The organism is Peribacillus suis, assembly GCF_059384845.1.
On record NZ_CM182019.1, the window covers coordinates 1,820,069 to 1,837,708 of the forward strand.

The following is a 17,640-nucleotide window of genomic DNA, read 5'->3' on the forward strand; positions in this document are numbered from 1 at the left end:
TCGGTTTTCAGAGGTTATAAGTTTTTATAGGATAATGTGTAAAAGTATCCCATCCAAGCAATTCTTGAGCTTGAGTATATTGACCTTCTTCTATTAGGTGACGGATACGTGATGAAGATATCATTTTATTATCTATACACTTAAGGGGAGGTAGAACTTCTACTCTAAAATAGCGTCGTAAAACATCATTATTGCCTTTTCGATCTTTACCGAACATAAAGTTAGGTCCTTCCCATATTTCAATTGGATGAAGTCGTTGTACTTCTTCAATAAATATGGGAACTTCCTGTCTAGTAAAAGCTTCGTTAAATTTTCCGATTATGACATGCTCAGCTCCTAAATGTTCAAGGAGCTGAAGTTTTTCTTCTAACGTAGTTAAAGGTGAACAATCGGTAAAATAGACTTTCGGAGGTGGATCAAAGGTATATACAACAAAGGGAACGTCAAGCTTTTTGGCGCGTTCTTTTGCTGTGTTTAATAGTAATTGGTGACCTTTATGGATACCATCTAGCGCACCAATAGTAAGAATGGATTTGGGAAGCTTGATATTGCCTGAATCATGAATTTCCACTGGACACCGTCTCCTTTCGGATACCCTTCGATTCCTAGGCGCTAGTCACGGGGATAGAGGGGGTTAAGTCTGCTGCTTTACGAACTAGTTCACGTTGTTTCTCCATATCGAAATTAGTGAAAGCTGCCAGTTGTTGTGCGAATGGAGGACTTTGAGCAAATAGTTCAAAGGTTGTTCTGTGACCTGCATAAGAGGAATTTAATAAGTCTCTAGCAAAGTACAATAATTTTCCTCTTTCTTGTGCATCCCAATCACCCACAGAATAATATTCATCGATATAATCTTTGATAAAGGGATCAGACATAGTATTGTAGTCCGGTGTAACGGCTAATTGGCCGCCTACTAGTTCTCTAGTTAAATGTGCCATGGCAGGGAATTGTGATAAGGCGAATACTCTACCGTTATATAGGAGTGATTGATTTGGCATCATTAATCCGCCAGGACTTTGTTCTGCATTTGCGACAGCTGCTGTTAGAAAAGCATTAATTCCTTCTCTGTAACCGATTAGTTGAGAGAGTTTTTCTTTTACTGCTTGCAATTGTGTGAGCCCTGTTTGTTCTACATTTAATGCAGCTGTCCCAATTAAATAATCAGCTCTACGTAACATTCTAAGCACATAGTTAAAAGCTGAGTAACGATGTAGCGTGGAACGGATATAGGCAGCAGATGCTAATGAGCGATGAAATAAGACATTTTCCCAAGGGATTTGGACGTGATCAAAAATGAGTAATGTGTCGATTTCTTCAAACTTTGTTGAGATTGGATAATCTATAGGTTTTTTATCTTGACCAAGAGAGGTACGACAAATATGTTTTAATCCAGGAGAGCCCATGTCGCAAATGAAGCCGCATGCAAAAGGTGCCATTGTATCCTCACCTGCATTCCAATCTAATATAGTTGGTTTGACGAATGCTTGATGGGCATAGGCCGCAGCAGTCTCAAATTTAGCACCTTTGACGATAATCCCTTTATCATTTTCTTCCACGACATGAAGGAGTGTACCGCCATTTTTTCCAGTAAATAATTTACTTCGATCCCCTTTTGGATCTGTATTGGCTGATACATGGAATAAATCTTTTCTTGCTACACGATCGATATGGTATTCAATATTTTTAGCGTAGGTCGGATCAATTTCATTCAATTTATCCTTAGCATCGTATAATGACCACATTTCGCCAATTGTTTCATCACCGACTCGATAAACAACTCCACCAAGGTCATCAAGAATGGTTTCCACATGTGTGCGGATTGCTGATAGATCATCTTTTGTCTTTGGAGCTTTGTAAGCCCGTGAAACTATTTCACCGTCTTCTAATGTAGTGGTTAAAATGTTTTTATGATGTGGCTCATATGCCATGTCATACATTCTGGCTTTTACATCAACAATTGGTTTAAATGCTGGATGTTCAGCTACGTTTGTAACCTTTTCACCGTCTATGTAGACTTCACGGCCGTCATGTATAGATTCTTTGTAATCTTTTCCTGTCATTAAAGTCATACTGTTTCCTCCTTCAATTTAAAAGTTTCTTGTTTTAGATGTGTAAATTCACCAAATTGACCTTTAAGGTAGAGTAATGGATTTTCTGTTATCGCCCTAGCTGAATGAACTTTTCCTAAAAAGACAGAATGTGTACCTCCAGTCATTTCTTTATACAATTGACATTCAATTTGAGCTACTACGTTAGGAAAAAGAGGATTCCCCAAATTGCCATATGAGTATACAAGGTCTTCAAACTTGTCGGTATGGGCTTTTGAGAATTTTAATGCTAAGTCGGCTTGTTGCTTTCCTAAAATATGAACATTAAACGATCCGGCCTCCATAATAGCTTTTTGAGTTCCGGTATTTTGATTGACACAAATGAGAAGCATGGGAGGATCCAATGATACGGAACAAACAGCGCTTGCTGTTAGACCATAATCTTTTTTATTATGTCGTACTGTAATAATAGAAACACCGGTAGCAAAATTACTTATTATGGGTTTGAAAGTTTCGGAAGTAACATTGCCTATTGATTGGTTAGCACTCATGTACATTTTTCACCACTCTTTCCATTTGTAATTATTTTAGGAATAATTCTCTAATTGTTCCTAAAATAAATATATAAAATTCTGAAAATACAGTCAATAAAAATCGTGTTAAGTTTTTTAATTTTTATATGTTAGAAAATTTAACAAAGTTATTTTCATGTTATAAAACATCACAAATTTGATTGACAAAGCAGTTTTGAAGAAGTATAAATAATTTAAGAATATTTCCTTTTATGTACCAATATTGGGATATTCAATCTACAAAGTATGCATTACCAGTATTTATGCTAGTAGTAAGGGAGGTTGTTTGTTTTCCTATTTTGTAAATGATGTTATAAAATATTACATGTTTAGAGTGACGCTAGTTAATACAACAGTTTGTGAAGAATTCTACTAATTTAGGGGGGATGAAAGAATGAATAAATCTTTTCTATTCACAACATTGATTGTATTCCTGTTAATTAGTGCCGGTTGCCAATCTATTAGCTCTTCAGCAGGAAAAAAGACTGAAAATTCAGTCAAAAATGAAGAAGAGCTTACTATCGCTTTCTCAACGTGGGTTGGGTATGCTCCATTCTATATTGCAGAGGAAAAAGGATTTTTTGAAAAAAATGGTGTGAATGTTAAGATAACGCGGATTGAAAGCTCATCAGATCGTTTGAGTGCGCTAGCAGCTAATAGAATACAAGGAATTGGTGGAACGATTGATTCTCAGGTAGTAGCTGCAGCACGTGATATCCCACTGGTGCAAGTAATTAGTACAGAAGAATCAAGTGGTGGTGATGGTATTGTTGCCAAGAAAGAGATTAAAAGTTTTAAAGATTTAAAAGGTAAGAAGGTCGCTGTACAGACAGATGGAGGAGCTAGTTTCTTTTGGTTTAATTATTTGCTGAAACAAGAAGGCATGAGCATGGGTGATATGGATATCCAAAGTATGAGTAGTGGCGATGCGGGTGCAGCGTTTATCGCAAATAAAGTAGATGCAGCTATTACTTGGGAACCGTGGTTAACGAATGTAAAGAATACAGATTTTGGCCATGTGTTAATGACTAGTTCAGAAACACCTGGAATCATTGCTAGTTCCTTTGCTCTTCAGCAAGATTATGTAGATGAAAATCCAGAGCAGGTAAAAGGTTTTGTGAAATCTTGGTTCGATGCCATTGAATACTTCAAGAAAAATGAAGAAGATGCTATTTCGATAATGGCAAAAGCCATGGGACAAACTGATGGGGAGTTTAAGGAAGCTTTAAGTGGCGTTACTTTATACGATAAAGAGAAAGCGCGCGAATACGTTGGTACAAAAGAAAATCCAGGTCAACTGTACGAATTAACAAAATTGGGCGCTGAATTATGGACAGAACAAAAGATTATTGATAAAGAGCCGAACATTGAAGATTTAATAGATTATTCTTTTATTGAATGAAGGAGGTGGTAGACATGCAAAGGAACAAGATCTTGGACATGGATACTGTCATATTAGAGGAATCTGTGAAGAAGAAAAAGAAGAAAAAGAAGAGATTCCGTTATTTTGAACCGCAGAAACCGATACCAAAAAGCTTATATTTCAAATTGACCATGAGTAGCTTCATCTTATTGCTAGGCATCTGGTCTTTATTAACCTATACAAGTATTGTAGATGCACTGTTTTTACCAACACCCACAAGCATTATAACCTCTGGTATTACTCTTTTTACACAATTTAACTTTATAAATGATATCTTCGTAACGTTTAGTAGGGTACTTGTAGGATTTGGATTAGCGTTACTAATTGGTGTCCCCCTTGGCATCTTCGTGGGAAGCTATAAAGTAGTAGAAGCCTTTTTAGAACCCATCATTTCATTTGTGCGTTATATGCCTGTTTCAGCATTTATACCCCTCTTCATCTTATGGATTGGTGTAGGTGAATTAGAAAAAATATCTGTCATCTTTTTTGGTAGTATCTTTTCCATTGTGTTAATGGTTGCAGTAGAAGTTAGTGGCGTTCGCCGTGAATTATTAGAAGCTGCTTATACATTGGGATCTTCTAATATAGGTGTTTTACGATCCGTCATATTGCCAGCCTCAATGCCCGGTATTTTAGATGCAATTCGCCTCGTCTTAGGATGGGCATGGTCCTATATCATAGTTGCTGAATTAATTGCGACGGCTTCAGGTATTGGTAGTGTCATCATTGAATCACAAAGGATGTTTCGAATTGGCAATATCATTTTTGGGATATTAACAATTGGTATGCTTGGACTACTATCGGATTTAATCTTGAAATTTTTTGGTAAAAAATTGTTTTCTTGGAATTACGGGAGGTGAGGAGCTATATGGAGATTTTAGTGGATGTAAAAGATGTTAGAAAAGTATATGAAGGAACTGGTAAGAAACCCGATGTCCTCGCTGTAGATACCATTAACTTAAAAATAATCAAAAATGAATTTATTACAATTTTAGGACCTTCTGGTTGTGGGAAATCGACATTGTTACGGATGATTGGAGGTTTAGAAGAACAAACAGAAGGTGCAATCTACTTGCAAGGGGAAGAAATTATTGGACCTTCTGCTAATCGAGGAATGGTGTTTCAGGCGTATTCCTTGTTTCCTTGGCTCAACATAGAAGAAAACATTCAATATGGTTTAAAGATCAAAGGAATGGATCCTCAGGGAAGAAAAGATATTACCAAACGATATATTGAGCTAGTAGGATTACAAGGTTTCGAGCATCACTATCCAAAACAATTATCAGGAGGGATGCAACAACGTGTGGCCATCGCTCGTGCCCTTGCAAATGATCCTGAAATTTTACTACTAGATGAACCATTTGGGGCACTTGATAATCAAACGAGATTGATTATGCAAGAGCTACTCCTTGAAATATGGGAGAAAACACATAAAACGATTCTATTCATTACACATGATGTAGAAGAAGCCATTTTTCTTGGTAGTCGTGTTATCACAATGACATCAAGACCAGGAAGAATTAAAGCAGATATTCCAATAAATTTAGAGCATCCTCGTTCTTATAAGATTAAAACAGAAGGAGAATTTCTTACTTTGAAAACACAACTGACAGAATTAATTCGAGATGAAAGTTTGAAAGCAATGGAATTAGAAGTTAAATAATAAGGGGGAATATATATGGTAACGAAAGAGGATTTTATGGTTGAGTTTAATCAAATTAAACAAGAGCTTAAGGAACATGCACACGTGAGGGCTTTGGAATTCTGGACAAGGGAAGATCTTACGCATGAGGAAGTATTTGAAGCTATTAGGGAGAGAGATTGGCTTGAAATGCAGTATGTTATATTCCTAGGAACAGAGATCATTAAGTACTGGAACGAGTTTGATAGAGAAATTGTTACAGCTTTATGCAGACATATGCTAGAGGAAGCCAATCATTATGAAATTCTTAGTCGTGTTTTAGAAAAACATGGTTATAAAGCGCCTGTTGCAACTTCAGAATTGAACAAAGGGTGGGAGGAAATACATTGGGCAGCCCTTGAGAAAGATGCAGTTTGTGCGATTGCTGTTTGGAATTGCTCAGAGACATCCACGACAACTACACATGATATCGTCATTGAAAGTTGCAGACGGATTGGTTTGGAGGATTTAGCGAAATGTTATGAAAAGATAAAAAAAGATGAAAATTTCCATGTGGGGTTAGGAGAAACCATCATTGCAAAGTACATGGTTACAGAAGAACAAATTATAAACGCAACGGAAGGAATTCGTAGTTTTCGAGATGAAATGATGAAGTTTTATAATGATATTTATGAAACCAATAATCAAACTGTTTGAGAATTTTTAAATACTAAGTAACTCTAAAGGGTTCCATCTGTTGAAACCCTTTAGGTATAAATAATATGAAAAGGAGAAATGTGTATGTCGAATGTTACGTATTTAAATCCCATAAAGTTTGAAAATATGGAAGCAGAACGGAAGCATCGGAAAGAAAGACTTGCAGGTGCTTTTCGACTGTTCTCAAAGTTTGGTTTTAGTGAAGGTGTGGCAGGACATATTACTGTACGAGATCCAGAATATACAGATCATTTTTGGGTAAATCCGTATGGTAAGCATTTCAGTGAGATTACTGTATCTAATTTGATTCTTGTAAATGAAAATGGTGATATTGTGGAAGGAGAAAAATCATTAAATGGAGCAGCATTTGCTATTCACTCTGAAATTCATAAAGCTAGACCAGATGTTATAGCTGCAGCACATGCGCACTCCTTATATGGAAAAACATGGGCTTCTTTTGGGAGATTATTAGATCCAATCTCTCAAGATGCTTGTCAGTTTTACAAAGATCACGCGGTCTTTGATGACTATACAGGATTAGTGTATGAAACGGAAGAAGGGAAGCGCATTGCAGAAACATTAGGTACGTATAAGGCGCTTATCCTGAGAAGCCATGGCTTACTTACAGTGGGGCAATCTGTTGATTCAGCAGCTTGGTGGTTTATTACAATGGAACGATTGTGTCAGTCGCAAATATTAGCAGAATCAGTTCAAAAGCCAATATTAATTGATGAAAAAAGTGCTTTAATAGCTGCTGAGCAGACGGGAACAGAGTATGAAGGATGGCTTAATTTCCAACCTTTATGGAACAAAATCGTAAAAGAGGAACCTGATTTATTGTTGTAAAGCAAGTTTTGTAAAAATGGTGTGTTTTTAATTTTTTAGTATATTTTGGTATAATAATTTAAATGAGAAGGCTTCTTTCTAAATGTATTTCAAGTAATATTGATATACATTCAAGAGAGGGTGCCTTTTTTAACTATAATGACTAAGTGAATGTTGATATACATAGTCATTAGAGGAAGGCAGGGAAAGAAAATTGATAACAAGAGCCGGGATAGTTGGTCCATCAAGTACAGTAAAAATGGTAGTGGAACTTGCAGAGGATTATAAGGACCGTTTACAGGTCATTCCTTTTATTTATAAGAATCCTGAAGAAACAACATCCATAATACAACAAAAACAAAGTGAAGTTGATATTTGGGTGCTTGGTGGACCAGTTCTTTATCCTTTTGTAAGAGCAAGTGGGTCTAACCAACCTTTTTTCTTTCTTCAATTGGATGGTGCGAGTTTGACAAAGGCAATGATTGAAATCGGTTATAGTGATCAGCGACATTTGCAAAATATGAGTATAGATATTATACCTAAACGTGATGTATATGAGACTTTTGAAGATCTTAATTTGTCGAGTCAATCTATTTATTCTCAGGAATTTCATGAGGGTATTTCTATAGAAGAGCTACTTGATTTTCATAAAAAATTATATAAGGAAAATAAAGTAGATACTTGTTTAACATGTTTGTATGCTATATTTGAAAATTTACAATCGGAAGATATACCTTCATATTGGATCACACCTACACGTACTAATATTCGTGAAACATTGACAAATGCGATTCAATATTGGGAAACAAAGTATTTTAAGGAATCTCAAATTTCCGTTATTTTGATTAAGGTTACTGATGGAGGTGAAAATGATATACTTACATTATCTTATAATCAGTATCGATTGAATTTACAATTACAGTCAGTCATTGTTAATTTTTCTGAATCTCTTTCAGGTTCAATTGTAAACCTTGGAATGGGTAGCTTTATCATTTTTTCAACGAGAGGCTCTTTACAGGAGTCATCAGAACATGTAGTAGATATATTGGATAAGGTCTCATTAGTAACCGACTATCCTACACATATTGGTATTGGATATGGTGATACAGCATTAGCAGCAGAGAAGCACGCAAGAATAGCCTTACTTAATGCGCAAAAGTATGCTTCTTTTTGTGCATTTCTTGTTGACGATCAAGGAATGATAGAGGGACCCCTTCAGGAACAGGAAAGCATCTCTTTTAGTTATAGAATAGAAGACCGAGAAATGAGTGGAAAACTTAAACTGTGTGGGGTGACAATTACTACATTTAATAAGATATTGTCAGTTCAAAAAAGAACCGGTAATCATTCTATAACAGCATCACTTCTTTCAGAATGGCTAAAAATGACGCCAAGAAATGCACGACGTATACTTAATAATTTGGTAGAACAAGATATGGCTGAAATAATTGGAGAAGAAGCTCCCATATCAAAAGGACGACCACGGAAGATATATAGGATTAATAGTATGTAAACTATAATTTTCAAAACTACTAGGCTACTTGAAGAAGTTGACCTTTATATTCTCTTCTTACCGCTTTCATATATAAGAGTGCCCCGGCAAGTCGCCGGGGGGATGTGTCTGGAAAAAAATATAAATAAAAGTAATAAATTAGAGATAGAAAAACTGCTTATCCCGTACGATGCGACAATTCCATGGTTTACGCTATCTTTAGGTTGGGATATTTTTAAAGAATAGCAGAGACATTCATATAGCAGTTACTTATAAATGGATATGTCGTTTGTCTAGACTCATATGGGTACAAATTCAGATTGCTGACTGTTTCTTGGCAGGCCGATGTCAGCCATGGTAAGTAACCCAGGTTTTCGAATCGCATCAATTTGTTTAGCTGTATTAATAACCATGGAGGCAGTAGCAGTATCACCGAATACTCCATTTGGTATGATTAATCTTTGTGTTTCGTTTCCTTCAATTATAATCTCATCCTCTTGGTTAATTCCTACAGACATGTTCAAGTCCAAGCAGATTTCCTTTCCGGTAGAGGTCAAAGCTCTTGATACTTGGTGTAACCCACTAACCGCCCCTTTTTTTAGAGACGTAAGTGGAACGGTTATATCTTCGGTGGCAATTGTTGGCTCAATGGTATTATTTATACTGTTAAGTTCCCAATCTAGCCCATATGCAATTAATCTAACAGATTCTTCAAGCCCAACATGCCCGATCTTATCCTGTTCAGCCAGTGCCTCAAATTCTCCTTTTGTCATACCGATTCCAACTTTTCTTTGTAAGGGGAGGCGGCGTTTCGAAACATCCACTTTACGATTGACAAGGACTCTGTTTACCGTTGTGACAACGGTTGAAAAACAGATCGCCATGGTATCCATGATGAAACCTGGATTAATGCCAGTCCCGATGACACTGAGCCCTTTGCTCTTTGCATATATATCTATCTCCTTTGCCAGCTCAGGATAGCGCTGCCACGGGAAAGAAAGCTGTTCACAGGTAGAAACCACTGAGAACCCATTATCTAAAAGTTCCTTGATTTGTGGCCAAACGTGGTTTGCATTGGAACCGGTCGCATGAAGGGCAATTGGGTGCTCTACACTGGTTTTTACTTCATGAATACTGGAGACCACATGTACATCCATTTTATTTTCATTTATGATCAGCCCAATATCCGTTCCAATCTTTTGGGGATCAATATCTACAGCACCAATAATCGATTGAGGATTTGTAAGATATGCACTACGCAGAATTTCCATGCCGATAGGACCCAAGCCAAATACGGAAAATTTCGAAATACCACTTACCATTTATTTATCATCCTTTCAAATGTTGTATAACCGAATGCTAACATTGAAGGGAACATAACAAAAATAGTAAATTTTTATATACATATAAACCTTGATTATAAAAGGGACAAGTTGTACTTACTTTAGTTCTTTATCCTTATAACTCACAACGAAGCGTTGGATTGGAGGGTATGTATGATTTGATTTATCAAGAAAGGTGTATGTTCGCTACTTTTCCAAACAGCTGATATTGAGCTAGACAGATTCATATTTTCGATGTTTAAGGCCTTCACCTTTTTAGTTCCTAACAAATCAATCATATCTTTGGGCATGAGGGCAACACCTAAATTATTTGAAACTAGGTTTGCAATCGTTAATAGCTCGGATCCTTCACATAATTTTTTTGGAGAAAACCCAGCAATCGAACATGCCTTTTCCAAAAGAAATTGAAGAGAGTGGGCTTGTACTGCATGATAATGAATAAAGGGTTCATTCTTTGCCTCAGTTAAATGTATGGATTCTTTTTGAGCTAACCGGTGTTCAAAAGAAACGACTAATTGCAATGGAGATTTGTTGAATTCAATCATATTCAGCCCTTCACTTGTCAAGGTATTGGCATGTATGGGTGTTCGGATAAAACCAATTTGATACTTTTGCTGTTTAACTAGCTTGACTGCTCTTGCGGAGGTGGTCTCTTGAAGATCCACTTCCACTTCAGGAAATTCAACACGTATCTTTTTCAATAAATTTGGTATATAAATACTTGCTGCTGATGGTATTGTGGCAATTTTCATCTTTGGTTTGGGGACAATCTTGTTTTCAACGATATTGCTAACTGTTTTTTCGATGTCATCGAAGGAAGGAGCGAGTTTCTTGTAGATATATTCCCCTTCTTCAGTCAATGTGATTTTTCTTGTTGTGCGATTTAAAAGCTTAAAACCTAATTGTTTTTCAAGTGATGAGATTTGTTGGCTTAAGCCAGGTTGGGAGATATGAAGGATCTTGGAGGCTTTACTGAAACTAAGGTGGTTTGAAACTTCAATAAAATAACGTAGGGATAGGAAATTGATAAAATCACTCCTTTTGTTTAAGTGGTATCAGAATAGCAGGATACAGGCAATAAGAAGGTATTTTATAATCAATAGTTATAAGTTTATAACAATAATATATTTCTCAAATGCAAGAGTCAATATTATCTTTAAAGAAGGATGTAAAAAACTGAAAATTTAGTCAAATATAAAGTTGGTTAAAAAAACGCGCGTTTTTGACTGTAAGGATATGGGTTAAATTCCCATATGTAAAATGAAGGAAATTAGAGTTGGTCACAGAATACTATTAATATCGTCGCATTTAAAGATGATGAAATTGAAAAAGGAGGGATTTTTGTGAAGGGATGTAAAAGCCTTTTTTTATTCGGAATGATCATGTCCTTACTACTTATTACTGCTTGCAGTAAGGGGAATGAAGGGGCCTCTGGAGACGAAAGACAAAACTTGAGTCTATTAACAGGTGGGACTGGTGGTACATATTACCCACTCGGTGGTCAGATCGGAAATATCATCACGGATAATACCAATGCGAATATTACACCACAAACCTCCGGGGCTTCTGCAGAAAACATGGAAACCTTAAGAGCTGGAGAAGCTGAGATAGCTTTCTCGCAAACGGATATTGCTGCATATGCAGTTGAGGCCAAAGAAATGTTCAAGGGGAACCCAATTGATAATATCCAGGCAATTAGCTCTTTATATCCAGAAACTGTACAGCTTGTAACAACAGCTAAAAGTGGGATTAAATCAGTGGAAGATTTAAAAGGAAAGAAAGTATCGGTCGGTGCCCCTGGATCAGGTGCATACATTAATGCCATGCAAATTCTAGCACTTCATGGGTTATCAGCTAAAGATATAAAAGCCCAAAACCTCTCCTTCGACGAGTCAACGGACGGAATACAAGCTGGGAATATTGATGCAGCATTTATAACAGCAGGTACTCCAACTGGTGCAGTAGAGGCACTTTCTGTTCAAAATGATATTGTTGTCCTACCAATTGCGGATGAAAAGATTAAAGAATTGGTTAAGAAATATCCATATTATGCGGAGGATACCATTCCGAGTGGCACGTATAAGATTAAATCAGATGTAAAGACCGTTGCCGTGAAAGCCATGTTGGTTGTAAGAAAAGACATGGACAAAGACTTGGTGTACGAAATGACTAAGGCTATTTATGACAATACAGACAAAATCACGCATGCAAAAGGAAAATTAATTACGGCAGAGACGGCACTTGAAGGATTAGGGGAAATGGAGTTGCATCCTGGTGCAGCTAAATATTTCGAAGAAAAGGGAATTACCAAATAAATGCTACGATAATCGATAGTTCGCTATCGATTTCGTTGTTTCTTGAAGTTTGGAGGTTTCGATGAGCAGCAATTTTTTTAAGAGATTCGTGTTTTTTATTATCCCTCTATTTCTGTTCAGTGCTTTACTTGGTTTCATACCATATAAACAAGTCCTTGCGTTTTCCTATCAAGATCAAGAAGAGTTGTTGGCTTATTTACCTTTGAAAAGAGAAAAGACGTTTCAAATAGAGTATACACATTCCATTCACCTCTCGGACGTTCTCGAAACCTATCAGCTATCAAGGGACTCCATTAAGCAAACCGAGCTGGCATATGAAGACTTTGCTGTAGGAATGCCTTCTAATGCAGAGGGAGAGGAAGTCTTTGAAGAAAAAGACGGTGTATATCATATCAAAAATATGAATCGAACATTTGAATATATTGATTTAAGAATAGGGCAGGTTGGAGCCAATCATCGCTTAATCTATAGAAAACAAACTGTATTATTATCACGATTTATTAAGCCGGGAACATGGATCAGAATTTCAACGAAAAAAATTTCCTTTTGGGAGCAATTGGATGGGGTGAATATCAATGGATGATGATAAAGGAAAAGTGCAGTACTTAACGGAGGAAGAGCAGCAGAAACTTTTAGAGAAATACGATCCTGAAGCAGGGACCAGGAAATTAAAAGGCATATTGGGGTATATTGCTTTTTTCGGTCTCTTAGCATTTTCTTTATTCCAATTGTATACAGCCATCTTTGGGGTTTTTACAGCACAAATTCAACGGACGATTCATTTAGGTTTCGCGCTATCTTTAATCTTTTTATTATTTCCTGCAAATCGGAAGAAACGCCAAAAAGGCAAGCTTCAAATAGCATGGTACGATATGATTCTAGCAGTATTAAGTATCGGAGTCGGAGCGTACTGGCCCTTGTTTTTCGACGATTTGGTCATGAATGTCGGTCGTTTAGGTACGTTGGATTTCACGGTTGGTTTACTGGCCATTTTACTGGTGTTAGAGGCAACGAGGCGTGCAGTAGGGATACCTATAACGACAATAGCGGTGCTATTCATTTTATATGGTCTATTTGGTCAATATATGCCTGGTTTCCTTTCGCATCGCGGTCTAACTTTCGAGCGGATGGTCCAAACGATGTTTTTCTCTACAGAGGGGATTTTAGGAACACCGCTGGCGATTTCATCTACCTTCATTTTCCTATTTTTACTATTTGGTGCCTTCCTTATACGAACCGGGGTTGGTCAATATTTCAATGATCTCTCAACTGCGATTGCAGGTAGAAGAGTCGGCGGACCTGCGAAGGTTGCCATTTTTTCAAGTGCATTACAAGGAACCATCAGCGGCAGCTCGGTAGCGAATGTTGTCACTTCAGGGTCATTTACGATTCCGATGATGAAAAATCTGGGTTACAAAAAGGAATTTGCTGGGGCAGTAGAGGCATCTGCTTCAACAGGTGGACAATTAATGCCACCGATAATGGGAGCGGCAGCGTTTCTAATGGTCGAGTTTATTGGGAATGGCATCACGTATTGGGATATAGCAAAAGCAGCCACCATTCCAGCCATTCTTTACTTTACAGGGATTTGGATCATGACCCATTTTGAAGCAAAAAGGCTTGGATTAAGGGGATTGACGAAAGAAGAAATGCCGAACAAGAGAGAAGTGATAAGAAAAGTTTATTTATTGATACCAATCGTTGCTATCGTTCTCCTACTGATGTCGAATATAACCGTTACACATGCCGCATTGTATTCCATTCTTATCTCGATTATTGTAGGGTTTATTAACAAAGATGTACGGATGAAATTTAGTGATATCATTCATGCCCTAGTAGATGGGGCCCGTACGGCATTGGCAGTAGCGGCTGCAACGGCTAGTGCGGGTATTATCGTAGGGATTGTCACAAAGACAGGGCTAGGTCTAAAGCTGGCGAATGGATTAATCGATTTGGCTGGTGGCTACTTAATACCAACACTTATGCTTACAATGGTCGCGGCCTTAGTATTGGGAATGGGGTCACCGACAACTGCTAACTATGTAATTACCTCTACCATTGCGGCACCCGCCATCATTTTACTGGGTGTACCGGATTTATCCGCACATCTATTCGTTTTCTACTTTGGCATTATTGCGGATATAACACCACCAGTGGCACTAGCCGCTTTCGCAGCAGCCGGGGTTTCTGGTGGAGATCCCTTAAAGACAGGGATCCAATCGTCTAAATTAGCGATAGCGGCCTTTATTATTCCTTACATTTTCGTACTATCCCCACAAATGCTGATGATTGATTCAACTTGGATGGAAGTGGTATGGGTCGTTTTTACGGCAATGACTGGAATGATTGCTATCGGGGCCGGGGTCATCGGTTATTGGATACGCGGAATGCATTGGTTAGAAAGATTCCCAGCCATTATTATCGGCTTACTATTAATCTATCCTGAAACCATTACGGATATCATTGGATTAGCTTCCTTTGCCGTCTTGCTTGCTTTCCAATATTTCAAGAAGCAAGACAAAAGGAACATGCCGACCATTTTAGATAATAATCATAATATTTAGGTAATGGACTGAAGACACTAGACGGTGGCTTTTACCCAACTACATCATTTATCAGTTAAGGAGGTGAGTGTGTAATATAAGGTGGAGCCACCGTCTTTAATTTATATAGTTTATAATTCTGATGTTTAACAAGTCTGAACTCGACTAGAGTTATCTCCATGATACACATAGGAACTGTCTCCAACTTTAGAATCTTAACCAGAAGAAAGGTATAGGTTTTTCTAAGTGAACAGGATTAATATCCGTTTTGAAAGGGGACTTTATATGACCTATTTTAAGAGTTTAATTATAGCTGTTTTCAGTATCTTTTTAGTTGTCTCTACCGTTATTGCAAGTGTGCCCGGGGTAGATAAGTCAATGAAGCAAGGAACAAAAAAGGGAATCGTTTCGGTTTCCCATCCCATAGCAGCGGAAGCTGGTAGAAAGATTTTAGAGCAAGGCGGAAATGCTGTTGATGCAGCAGCAGCCATTCAGCTGTCATTAAATGTAGTGGAACCGATGATGTCGGGAATTGGCGGCGGGAGTTTCATCATGATTTATAGTAAAGAGGAAGATAAAATTACGATGATTGATAGCCGTGAAACAGCTCCAAAAAACGTTACACCTAAACTTTTTCTAGATAAAAACGGAAAAGTTATACCTTTCAGTAAACGTCATATTACAGGAAAGGCGGTAGGGGTCCCTGGAACCTTAAAGGGAATGGAAATGGCTCTTGAGAACTATGGCACGATGAGTTTATCAGAAGTAATAAATCCTGCGATTAAACAAGCGGAAAAAGGAGTGAAAGTAAATTGGTCCGCAGCTCAATATATTGATGAAAATAAAGCGAAGCTTCTAAATAATCCTGCAGCTGCCAAAGTGTTCATTCCCGGGGGAGAGCCATTAAAAGAAGGTGATAAGCTCATACAACCGGATCTTGCCAAGACATTCAAAATTATTAAGAAACAAGGGCCGGATGCACTTTATTCAGGGGAAATCGGTGAAGCGCTTGTCAAGGAAGTTAAAAAACGAGAAGGCGTCATGACCACGGATGATTTGAAAAGGTATGAGGCGAAAGAAAGGGAACCGATTCGATCGAATTATAGGGGATTTGAAGTCGTTGGTGCCGCTTCGCCGAGTTCAGGTAGTTTGACGGTCCAACAAATTTTAGAATTGATGGAAGGGTATGATGTGAAGAAGATGGGAATTAATTCCCCTGAATATCTTCATTATTTAACGGAAGCCATGCATTTGGCATTTGCCGACCGTGCAGCATACATGGCTGATGAAGATTTTTATGAAGTTCCTAAAAAGGGGCTTTTAGATGAGGAGTATATAAAGGAAAGAAGAAAACTAATTAATCCTAATAGATCAACTGCAGAAGTAAAAGAAGGAGATCCATGGGAATATGAAGGAAAAGAACCTTCTTCCATGCCAACTGTGGTGGAGAATCATCCTGAAGGTCAAACCACCCATTTCTCGGTGATGGATAAGTGGGGGAATATGGTGTCATATACGACAACGATTGAACAAGTGTTCGGTACTGGCATAATGGTACCGGATTATGGTTTCATGCTAAATAATGAAATGACAGATTTCGATGCTACACCGGGGGGCGTTAATCAGGTAGAAGCAGGAAAACGCCCTAGAAGCAGTATGTCACCAACTTTTGTCTTAAAAGATGGCAAACCTTTTCTTGCCTTGGGCTCTCCTGGGGGAGCTACCATTATTGCGTCCGTGTCTGAGACCATCATGAATGTAATCGATCATGGGCTACCAATCCAAGAAGCCATCCTATCACCTCGTATATACTCTGCGAACTATCCCACTGTTCGATGGGAGCCGGGAATTGAACAAAATACAAAATTGGAGTTAATGGCAAAAGGTCATGTCTATGAAGAAAAACCTCAGCATATTGGAAATGTGCAGGCCGTCGTATTCGATTATGAAACGGGAAAAATGTATGGTGGGGCGGATAATACGAGAGAAGGAACAGTTCTTGGAGTAGATAAGGGATACTATAAGTCGAAAAAAGCTCCAGAAATTAAAGAAGAGAAGCCAGGTCCGTTCACATTAAAAGTAAATGGTGTACCTTTTCCGTATACAGCTAAACAAATGAAGATAATAGATGGTAAGCCTTATATTCAATCGGATAAATTGCTACTTGGTTTAGGCGTAATAGGCACAAAAGATTTAAAGACCTATAAACCAGATCAAAAATCATTCCTACCCGTTTTAAGGGTCGGAAAAGTAACAGGATTTAAAGTGGAGTGGAACGAAGAAGATAAAGTAGTATTATTGGAAAAGGATCCAACTGATTACGAGGATATAGACGATGATGGGTCCATCACAAACTAAGTTGATTAAAAGCCCTCCATTAAAGCCAGCCATGCTTTTATGGAGGGCTTTTTTATGCCCAATGATAAGGAATGGGCCCGGGAAACATGATCATATTTGTCCAATTTGAAAAGGAACAAGGAGCAATGAAACAAGGGGGACGATCACTAATTCGTTTTGTTTTTACCTTTGGTGGATAATGTATATAATACGGGTAACTACCAATTGAAGGGAGACTTATTATGAATGAATATAAAGTGACAGTGAAGAATGGTAGTATGGTAATTCTTACGGATGTTATTAAAGCTGAAGATGAAAGGGAAGTTCTGGGTACACTATTGATTAACAGTGAACTGTTCAATCAACCATTTACAGATATTAAGATTCTAGAGCGTTAACAAATA

Annotated in this window: 15 protein-coding genes; 10 read left to right on the forward strand and 5 right to left on the reverse strand. The window is 37.7% G+C overall.

Annotated features, from left to right (window positions below; all coding sequences use genetic code 11):
• Nucleotides 1-7: 7 nt before the first annotated feature.
• Genes AC503W_RS08920 through AC503W_RS08930 form a run of 3 tightly spaced genes read right to left on the reverse strand, consistent with a single transcriptional unit; the run spans nucleotide 8 to nucleotide 2,599 of the window.
• Complete coding sequence (locus AC503W_RS08920; RefSeq protein ID WP_494916937.1) at nucleotides 8-571, reverse strand: FAD synthetase; 564 nt, start codon at nucleotides 569-571, stop codon at nucleotides 8-10.
• 34 nt (nucleotides 572-605) lie between these two features.
• Nucleotides 606-2,069, reverse strand: a complete 1,464-nt coding sequence (locus AC503W_RS08925) for a 4-hydroxyphenylacetate 3-hydroxylase family protein (RefSeq protein WP_494916939.1) — start codon at nucleotides 2,067-2,069, stop codon at nucleotides 606-608.
• A complete protein-coding gene (locus AC503W_RS08930) occupies nucleotides 2,066-2,599 on the reverse strand; it encodes a flavin reductase family protein (RefSeq protein ID WP_494916942.1) in 534 nt (177 codons plus the stop codon). Before AC503W_RS08930 ends, AC503W_RS08925 begins: the two co-directional genes overlap by 4 nt.
• A gap of 415 nt (nucleotides 2,600-3,014) precedes the next feature.
• Between AC503W_RS08930 and AC503W_RS08935 the strand changes: the two genes are divergently transcribed.
• From AC503W_RS08935 to AC503W_RS08960, 6 genes are all read left to right on the forward strand, one after another.
• Nucleotides 3,015-4,022, forward strand: coding sequence for an ABC transporter substrate-binding protein (locus AC503W_RS08935; RefSeq protein WP_494916944.1), 1,008 nt, complete (start codon nucleotides 3,015-3,017; stop codon nucleotides 4,020-4,022).
• Between the two features lie 14 nt (nucleotides 4,023-4,036).
• Entirely contained in the window at nucleotides 4,037-4,903 is an 867-nt protein-coding gene (locus tag AC503W_RS08940; RefSeq protein ID WP_494916946.1) for an ABC transporter permease, read from the forward strand.
• 8 nt (nucleotides 4,904-4,911) lie between these two features.
• Complete coding sequence (locus tag AC503W_RS08945) at nucleotides 4,912-5,706, forward strand: ABC transporter ATP-binding protein (RefSeq protein ID WP_494916948.1); 795 nt, start codon at nucleotides 4,912-4,914, stop codon at nucleotides 5,704-5,706.
• Between the two features lie 15 nt (nucleotides 5,707-5,721).
• Nucleotides 5,722-6,381 carry a hypothetical protein gene (locus tag AC503W_RS08950; protein ID WP_494916949.1) on the forward strand — a complete coding sequence of 220 codons (660 nt, stop codon included), beginning with the start codon at nucleotides 5,722-5,724 and terminating at the stop codon, nucleotides 6,379-6,381.
• Between the two features lie 84 nt (nucleotides 6,382-6,465).
• Nucleotides 6,466-7,227, forward strand: coding sequence for a class II aldolase/adducin family protein (locus tag AC503W_RS08955; protein WP_494916950.1), 762 nt, complete (start codon nucleotides 6,466-6,468; stop codon nucleotides 7,225-7,227).
• Nucleotides 7,228-7,420: 193 nt separating this feature from the next.
• Nucleotides 7,421-8,719 (forward strand): helix-turn-helix domain-containing protein, encoded by a 1,299-nt coding sequence (locus AC503W_RS08960; RefSeq protein WP_494916952.1) that lies wholly within the window; start codon nucleotides 7,421-7,423, stop codon nucleotides 8,717-8,719.
• A gap of 278 nt (nucleotides 8,720-8,997) precedes the next feature.
• On the opposite strand, the gene AC503W_RS08965 is transcribed toward AC503W_RS08960, so the two are convergent.
• Both AC503W_RS08965 and AC503W_RS08970 read right to left on the reverse strand, forming a co-directional pair.
• Nucleotides 8,998-10,020, reverse strand: coding sequence for an NAD(P)H-dependent amine dehydrogenase family protein (locus tag AC503W_RS08965; protein WP_494916954.1), 1,023 nt, complete (start codon nucleotides 10,018-10,020; stop codon nucleotides 8,998-9,000).
• Nucleotides 10,021-10,163: 143 nt separating this feature from the next.
• On the reverse strand, nucleotides 10,164-11,069 hold the full coding sequence (locus tag AC503W_RS08970) for a LysR family transcriptional regulator (RefSeq protein ID WP_494917319.1): 906 nt from the start codon (nucleotides 11,067-11,069) through the stop codon (nucleotides 10,164-10,166).
• A gap of 315 nt (nucleotides 11,070-11,384) precedes the next feature.
• Here AC503W_RS08970 and AC503W_RS08975 point away from each other — a divergent pair, with 315 nt between their 5' ends.
• The 4 genes from AC503W_RS08975 to ggt all read left to right on the forward strand — a co-directional run bounded on the left by AC503W_RS08975 (nucleotide 11,385) and on the right by ggt (nucleotide 17,257).
• Complete coding sequence (locus AC503W_RS08975) at nucleotides 11,385-12,356, forward strand: TAXI family TRAP transporter solute-binding subunit (RefSeq protein ID WP_427591860.1); 972 nt, start codon at nucleotides 11,385-11,387, stop codon at nucleotides 12,354-12,356.
• Nucleotides 12,357-12,417: 61 nt separating this feature from the next.
• The gene (locus AC503W_RS08980; protein WP_402959164.1) at nucleotides 12,418-12,939 is read left to right on the forward strand and encodes a DUF1850 domain-containing protein; all 522 of its coding nucleotides are present in this window, start codon (nucleotides 12,418-12,420) and stop codon (nucleotides 12,937-12,939) included.
• Nucleotides 12,932-14,920 carry a TRAP transporter permease gene (locus AC503W_RS08985; protein ID WP_402872552.1) on the forward strand — a complete coding sequence of 663 codons (1,989 nt, stop codon included), beginning with the start codon at nucleotides 12,932-12,934 and terminating at the stop codon, nucleotides 14,918-14,920. Before AC503W_RS08980 ends, AC503W_RS08985 begins: the two co-directional genes overlap by 8 nt.
• Nucleotides 14,921-15,184: 264 nt before the next feature.
• On the forward strand, nucleotides 15,185-17,257 hold the full coding sequence (ggt, locus tag AC503W_RS08990) for a gamma-glutamyltransferase (protein WP_494916956.1): 2,073 nt from the start codon (nucleotides 15,185-15,187) through the stop codon (nucleotides 17,255-17,257).
• Nucleotides 17,258-17,640 lie beyond the last annotated feature (383 nt).

Coding starts and splice junctions, on each gene's coding strand:
- AC503W_RS08925 (WP_494916939.1), bottom strand. CDS start 2,069: ATGACTTTAATGACAGGAAAAGATTACAAAGAATCTATACATGACGGC.
- AC503W_RS08930 (WP_494916942.1), bottom strand. CDS start 2,599: ATGAGTGCTAACCAATCAATAGGCAATGTTACTTCCGAAACTTTCAAA.
- AC503W_RS08935 (WP_494916944.1), top strand. CDS start 3,015: ATGAATAAATCTTTTCTATTCACAACATTGATTGTATTCCTGTTAATT.
- AC503W_RS08940 (WP_494916946.1), top strand. CDS start 4,037: ATGCAAAGGAACAAGATCTTGGACATGGATACTGTCATATTAGAGGAA.
- AC503W_RS08945 (WP_494916948.1), top strand. CDS start 4,912: ATGGAGATTTTAGTGGATGTAAAAGATGTTAGAAAAGTATATGAAGGA.
- AC503W_RS08950 (WP_494916949.1), top strand. CDS start 5,722: ATGGTAACGAAAGAGGATTTTATGGTTGAGTTTAATCAAATTAAACAA.
- AC503W_RS08955 (WP_494916950.1), top strand. CDS start 6,466: ATGTCGAATGTTACGTATTTAAATCCCATAAAGTTTGAAAATATGGAA.
- AC503W_RS08965 (WP_494916954.1), bottom strand. CDS start 10,020: ATGGTAAGTGGTATTTCGAAATTTTCCGTATTTGGCTTGGGTCCTATC.
- AC503W_RS08980 (WP_402959164.1), top strand. CDS start 12,418: ATGAGCAGCAATTTTTTTAAGAGATTCGTGTTTTTTATTATCCCTCTA.
- AC503W_RS08985 (WP_402872552.1), top strand. CDS start 12,932: ATGGATGATGATAAAGGAAAAGTGCAGTACTTAACGGAGGAAGAGCAG.
- ggt (WP_494916956.1), top strand. CDS start 15,185: ATGACCTATTTTAAGAGTTTAATTATAGCTGTTTTCAGTATCTTTTTA.